This window comes from Staphylococcus simulans (assembly GCF_002902285.1).
In the GTDB taxonomy this organism is placed as follows: Bacteria; Bacillota; Bacilli; order Staphylococcales; family Staphylococcaceae; genus Staphylococcus; species Staphylococcus simulans.
The window spans coordinates 1-6,645 of record NZ_PPRU01000060.1 but is presented as its reverse complement, the minus strand read 5'-3'; the positions used below and the strand labels follow the sequence as shown (position 1 = coordinate 6,645).

General features: G+C 36.7%; 5 protein-coding genes. 4 read left to right on the top strand and 1 reads right to left on the bottom strand.

What is annotated here, in order from left to right; translation table 11 throughout:
- Positions 1–67: 67 nt before the first annotated feature.
- Entirely contained in the window at positions 68–526 is a 459-nt protein-coding gene (gene lspA, locus CD112_RS12595) for a signal peptidase II (RefSeq protein WP_162496181.1), read from the bottom strand.
- 163 nt (positions 527–689) lie between these two features.
- Between lspA and CD112_RS12590 the strand changes: the two genes are divergently transcribed.
- From CD112_RS12590 to lpdA, 4 genes are all read left to right on the top strand, one after another.
- Positions 690–1,091, top strand: coding sequence for an ArsR/SmtB family transcription factor (locus CD112_RS12590; RefSeq protein WP_002454665.1), 402 nt, complete (start codon positions 690–692; stop codon positions 1,089–1,091).
- A 253-nt stretch (positions 1,092–1,344) separates the two neighbouring features.
- Positions 1,345–2,112 (top strand): ZIP family metal transporter, encoded by a 768-nt coding sequence (locus CD112_RS12585; RefSeq protein WP_002454666.1) that lies wholly within the window; start codon positions 1,345–1,347, stop codon positions 2,110–2,112.
- Positions 2,113–2,370: 258 nt separating this feature from the next.
- Positions 2,371–4,779 carry a heavy metal translocating P-type ATPase gene (locus tag CD112_RS12580; RefSeq protein ID WP_002504087.1) on the top strand — a complete coding sequence of 803 codons (2,409 nt, stop codon included), beginning with the start codon at positions 2,371–2,373 and terminating at the stop codon, positions 4,777–4,779.
- A 181-nt stretch (positions 4,780–4,960) separates the two neighbouring features.
- Positions 4,961–6,382 carry a dihydrolipoyl dehydrogenase gene (gene lpdA, locus CD112_RS12575; RefSeq protein WP_002504088.1) on the top strand — a complete coding sequence of 474 codons (1,422 nt, stop codon included), beginning with the start codon at positions 4,961–4,963 and terminating at the stop codon, positions 6,380–6,382.
- Positions 6,383–6,645: the final 263 nt, after the last annotated feature.

The following is a 6,645-nucleotide window of genomic DNA, read 5'->3' as shown; positions in this document are numbered from 1 at the left end:
ACGGATTTTCGCCATGCCACGAAATTAGCATCATGCTAGCAAGTTAAGCGAACACTGACATGATAAATTAGTGGTTAGCTATATTTTTACTTTGCAACAGAACCTCCAATATCATTAAAGCAACACCAGAAACTATGAAAACATCAGCGAGATTAAAGATAGGATAATCAATGAGCCGAAAATCAAGGCTATCTACTACTTCTCCTCTAATCAAGCGGTCAAAAAAGTTCCCTAATGCTCCACCTAGCAACAGTGATAAGGCAAAAGAGATTCGTCGGTTATTCCTTCCTTCTGTTTGTAAATAATAAATGATACCCAGTACAACAATTAACGTTACAATAATAAAAAACCAGCGTTGACCTTGCAAAATTCCAAATGTTGCTCCTTTATTTCGAAGAGAAGTAATATGGAATACTCCTTCCCATAAAGGAATGGTTTGACCTATTTCCATCCATTTGACAATCGCAGATTTCCATAGTTGATCAATGATTAAAACGATGACTGCAATGATATAGTAGATCCTGATTCTCCTCCTCCAATATTCATTATTTTAAAGTATACCATGATATAACGAAAAAATGTATATTTTATTGTTGCAATAAAACGTTATATTATTTATATTAATATATATATATACAAACAATAATTTGAATGTTATTGTATACACTAATTACAGAGGAGGGGTTGTTTTGAGTATTACTTCCATAAATAAAAAAGAACATGATTTAGATGGTATAAAATCAAGGGGAAAAGATGCTTGTGAGACATTTATATTTGACCCAGAAAAGGTTGAGCGCCGTCAGCAGGAAGTCGGTCAAACGGATGGCTTATCACAATTGTTTAAAGTTTTTGCGGATGATACACGGTTGAAAATTGTTTATGCACTTACGCAAGAAGATGAAATGTGTGTCTGTGATGTAGCAACGATTATTGGTTCTACGAATGCTACTGCTTCACACCACCTACGTATGTTACGTAATATGGGGCTTGCCGAGTATCGTAAAAAAGGGAAGATGGTTTTTTATAGGCTAGTAAGTAATCATGTGCATCACCTTATGCAAGAAGCACTACAGTTGAAGGAAAAGAAGTAAATGTGATGAGTGTTGGGAAAAATTAGTTAAAATGTTACAAACAACTCAGTCCTCCATTTTACATGATGGAATGCAGTTGCTCAAAAATAAATCATAAAAATTACCTAAGAAAAGACCATTAGATAAAAAATCATCTCAGGAGATTTAAGCCCTGGTATCCACTGAGACTTAAATCTTGTTTTTTCTCTGAATTGTACCCTGATGGTCCAAATTATTTGTGAAATGGAATGAATTAAAGTAAGGAGAGTTTGTAATGTTCTCATGGACTGTAGTATCTCTTGTGTTACTCACAAGTATAGCTAATCTTGTTGGAGGACTTATTGTCGTGAGAAAAGAATGGTCCCCCAAAGCTCTTACATATTTAATGGCTTTTAGTGCAGGTTTTCTTTTATCCATAGGTATTCTTGATCTAATGCCAGAAGGATTAGAAAATTCACCTGAAAATGGAATCTATATATTAATAGGATTTTTAGTATTATTTGCCTTTCAAAGAATCCTCACAACTCATTTTCATTTCGGCTATGAAACACATGAGGATAAACTCAGTAAAAAAACGGGCGGTTTAGGTGCCTTTATCGGAATGACTATTCATAGTTTCTTTGATGGGGTCTCCATTGTTGCGGGATTCGAAGTAAGCAGTGAATTAGGTTTCCTTGTGTTTGTTGCTGTATTACTTCATAAAATACCAGATGGCTTAACCATTTCTTCGATTGTTCTTGTAGTATTTAATGACAGGAAAAAGGCGTTTATTGCCTCTGCAGTACTGGCTTTGGCTACTATATTTGGAGGGGCTTTAGTATGGCTACTCAGTGACACAGAATTTGCAGCTGAAGTACTTGGCGATTCTTTTGCAAGAATTGCTTTGTCCTTTTCAGCAGGTGTTTTTCTATATGTTGCAGCAACGGACTTACTTCCAGTTGTTAATCAATCTGAAAATCGAAAAACTGGTCTTTACGTTTTGCTTGGTGTAGCTGTTTTCTATATAGCTTCTTGGATCATAGGAGTTGTTGGGTTGGAATGAAAATATTAAAGGAATAGCCTTGAATAATCAGTTGAGGAAATTAAACAGAAAAGTTGAGTTTAGTCTTAGCAAAAAAAGAAATAAAATACAATCAAATAATCATTTGACTATCTATATATGTGTGGATATATAATAGCAACAGAACATAACGTAATATTCAAATGAATATCATAATGAGAGGTGGCCAAGAATATAGGAATTCCACATGCATTGATTGATAAAAGATACATTGGTTAATTAAGAAGGAGGTTATTAAATATGAGTGAAGCAACGAAGCCATTAGAGAAGAAATATGTCTATCGTGTTGATGGATTTTCATGCGCAAACTGTGCAGGAAAGTTTGAAAGAAATGTTAAAAAAATTCCGGGAGTAGAGGATGCAAAAGTAAATTTTGGAGCATCCAAAATTTCCGTTTACGGAGAAGCAACGGTTGAAGAATTAGAAAAAGCAGGTGCCTTTGAGAACCTTAAAGTGGCTCCAGAAAAACCTAGACGGCAGGCTCCGCAAGAGGTTAAAAAAGACAAAAATATATATCGTGTTGAAGGGTTTTCATGCGCAAACTGTGCAGGAAAGTTTGAAAGAAATGTTAAAAAAATTCCGGGAGTAGAGGATGCAAAAGTAAATTTTGGAGCATCCAAAATTTCCGTTTACGGAGAAGCAACGATTGAAGAATTAGAAAAAGCAGGTGCTTTTGAGAATCTTAAAGTGGCCTCTGAAAAACCTGTACGGCAAGCTACACAAGAGATTAACCAGGAAAAAGAGGATGAAAAAGAAGAAAAAGTGCCATTCTATAAAAAGCACAGTACTTTACTCTATTCGACCTTATTGATTGTTTTCGGATATCTTTCAGTCTTTGTTAATGGGGATGAGAACATTGTTACTACATTATTATTTGTAGCATCGATGTTAATAGGAGGATTATCGCTTTTTAAAGTTGGTTTCCAAAACTTGTTACGCTTTGAATTTGACATGAAAACACTTATGACTGTTGCAGTTATAGGTGGTGCGATTATAGGAAAATGGGCAGAAGTTTCTGTTGTTGTCATACTCTTTGCAATTAGTGAAGCTCTAGAACGATTTTCTATGGATAAAGCGAGACAATCAATTCGATCATTAATGGATATTGCACCTAAAGAGGCACTTGTTAGACGAAAAGGTCAAGAAATGATGGTTCATGTAGATGATATTGCAGTTGGAGATATTATGATTGTCAAACCTGGTCAAAAGATTGCCATGGACGGGATGGTTGTAAGTGGGTACTCTGCTGTTAATCAAGCTGCCATTACAGGTGAGTCAGTCCCTGTTGAAAAAGCGGTTGATGATGAAGTATTTGCAGGTACTCTAAATGAAGAAGGATTACTTGAAGTAGAAATAACTAAATTAGTAGAAGATACAACCATTTCAAAAATTATTCATCTTGTAGAGGAAGCACAGGGAGAACGAGCATCATCTCAAGCCTTTGTAGAAAAATTTGCGAAATATTATACTCCGATCATCATGATCATAGCTGCGTTAGTTGCTGTAGTTCCACCATTATTCTTTGGGGCTAGTTGGGAAACATGGGTTTATCAAGGTTTAGCTGTTTTAGTCGTTGGTTGTCCATGTGCGTTGGTTATTTCCACCCCGATTTCGATTGTTTCAGCAATTGGAAATGCAGCGAAAAAGGGTGTCCTAATAAAAGGTGGCGTTTATTTAGAAGAAATGGGTGCCTTAAAGGCCATTGCTTTCGATAAAACAGGTACTTTGACAAAAGGTGTCCCTGTTGTAACTGACTTCAATGTGTTGAACAAACAGGTAGATGAAAATGAAATGCTATCCATCATTACTGCATTAGAGTATCGTTCTCAGCACCCTCTTGCATCAGCAATCATGAAAAGAGCAGAAGAGGCGAATATTTCTTATTCAGATGTTGTGGTAGATGACTTCTCTTCCATTACAGGAAAAGGAATTAAGGGTACTGTAGACGGAACGACCTATTATATTGGAAGTCCAAAACTATTTAAGGAACTGTCAAACTCTAGTTTTGATAAGAATTTAGAGAAAAAAGTTGCAACTCTTCAAAATCAAGGGAAAACTGCTATGGTTGTTGGAACTGACAAAGAAATACTAGCTATTATTGCAGTAGCAGATGAAGTACATGAATCAAGTAAAGAAGTCATTCAAAAACTACATCAACTTGGCATCAAAAATACAATTATGCTTACCGGTGATAATAAAGGTACTGCGAATGCCATTGGAAGTCATGTCGGAGTAAAAGAAGTTCAGGCTGAATTAATGCCTCAGGATAAATTGGATTATATTAAACAATTGAAATCGGAATACAACAACGTAGCTATGATTGGCGATGGTGTCAATGATGCACCTGCATTGGCAGCTTCCACTGTTGGAATTGCAATGGGTGGAGCTGGTACTGATACAGCATTAGAAACGGCGGACGTTGCACTAATGGGAGATGATTTAAGAAAACTTCCGTTTACGGTAAAACTAAGTCGAAAAGCGCTAAACATAATAAAAGCTAACATTACTTTTGCAATTGCTATTAAATTTATTGCCTTATTATTGGTTATTCCAGGTTGGTTAACACTCTGGATTGCGATTCTTTCAGATATGGGTGCAACTCTTCTTGTAGCGTTGAACAGTTTACGACTTATGCGAGTGAAAGAGTAAGAGTAAAAAGGGCTTTCCATTTAGAAAGCCCTTTTAATCAAAATGTAGATTATTTTTTATAAATTGTCTAATAAGAGAAGAAAAATAGGTGAAAATAAGAAAAAGGTTAGACACATATTACACAACTATATTCTTGAGTACAAATAGTAATTATAGTTACTTATCAAAGGAGGAATCTAGGATGACTGGAGAAGTGAAAAAAGATGTAGACCTTTTAGTGATAGGAGCAGGGTCTGGAGGTTATGTGGCGGCAATACGTGCTGCCCAGTTAGGAAAAAAGGTGGTACTGGTTGATAAGGCGGAGTTAGGAGGAGTTTGCCTTAATCGAGGGTGTATCCCTTCAAAAGCTCTTATTAGTGCATCTGAACGAGTCAAACACATTAAACATGCCAATACAATGGGGCTTAAGGTTTCGGGTGAGGTTCAAGTTGATATGCCAGAAGTAGTAAAGTGGAAGGACGGAATCGTGAACAAGCTAACAGATGGGATTCGCACCTTGTTAAAAGGAAATGGTGTAGAGGTCATCAGTGGGGAAGCCTATCTCACTGAAGCACATATTGCAAAAATAAAAATAGAGGACGAGGAACAGATTTTTTCCTACAAAGATTTAATTCTTGCAATAGGTTCTTTGCCAGTCGAGTTAAAAAGTATGCCATTTGATCAAAAAAGAATCATTTCTTCAACGGAGGCATTGCAACTACAGGAAGTACCCAATCATTTAGTTGTGGTAGGTGGTGGTTATATCGGTTTAGAGTTAGGTACTGCTTATGCAAAGTTTGGGGCAAAAGTGACCATCCTTGAGGGATCGGATACAATTTTGTCCGGGACAGATCCTATCCTAACAAAAACAGTAAAACGTCATTTAAAGGAAATTGGAATCACTGTTATAACGGATGCCCTTGTTCAAGGTGGAGAAAATACAGGCGATGAAGTTAACGTCCATGTTCAAGTTGATGGAAAGGAAGAAATTATTCAAGGTGATTATTGCTTAGTTTCTATTGGGAGAAAACCAAACACAGGTAAAATTGGTCTGGAAAATATCGGAGTAGTATTAGACGACCAAGGATTTATTAAGATAAATAACAAATGTCAAACAAACATTGAACATGTTTATGCAATAGGGGATTGTGCTGGTGGTGACCTCCTTGCTCATAAAGCTAGTTATGAAGCAAAGATAGCAGCCGAAGTGATCAGTGGTCAAAATAGTGTGATTGATTTTCAAGCGATGCCTTTTGTTATCTTCAGCGATCCTGAAGTAGCCTATACAGGTTTAACAGAGAAGGAAGCAAAGGAAAAAGGATACGAAACAGTATCCAGTCGTTTTCCATTCCAAGCAAATGCTAGGGCGTTATCTGTCTCGGATGCAGATGGCTTTGTACAAGTTGTAGCCGAAAAGAATACGAAAAGAGTGTTAGGAGTACAGATGGTTGGACCAGAGGTATCCTCTCTGATTGCAGAGGCTGTTTTTGCGATTGAGGCTGGGGCAAATGCGGAAGATCTTAGCCTTACGATTCATGCTCATCCTACCTTACCAGAGACACTTATGGAAGCAGCAGAAGGTGTGATGGGACATGCTACACATATGTTGAATAAAAAGCAATAATGTGAATGCAGGCCAACCTGCACTTTTTCATAAGTGCAGGTTGAATTTTTATTAATGGATGGAGACTCATGCACATTTTGTATTGATAGATGTATTACTGTATAAAATTCCTGATGGTATGGATTAATCACTATTCATGAATTTCTAATGAACTGGGTGGTTCTGTTGCAAAGTAAAAAATATAGCTAACCACTAATTTATCATGTCAGTGTTCGCTTAACTTGCTAGCATGATGCTAATTTCGTGGCATGGCAAAAATCCGT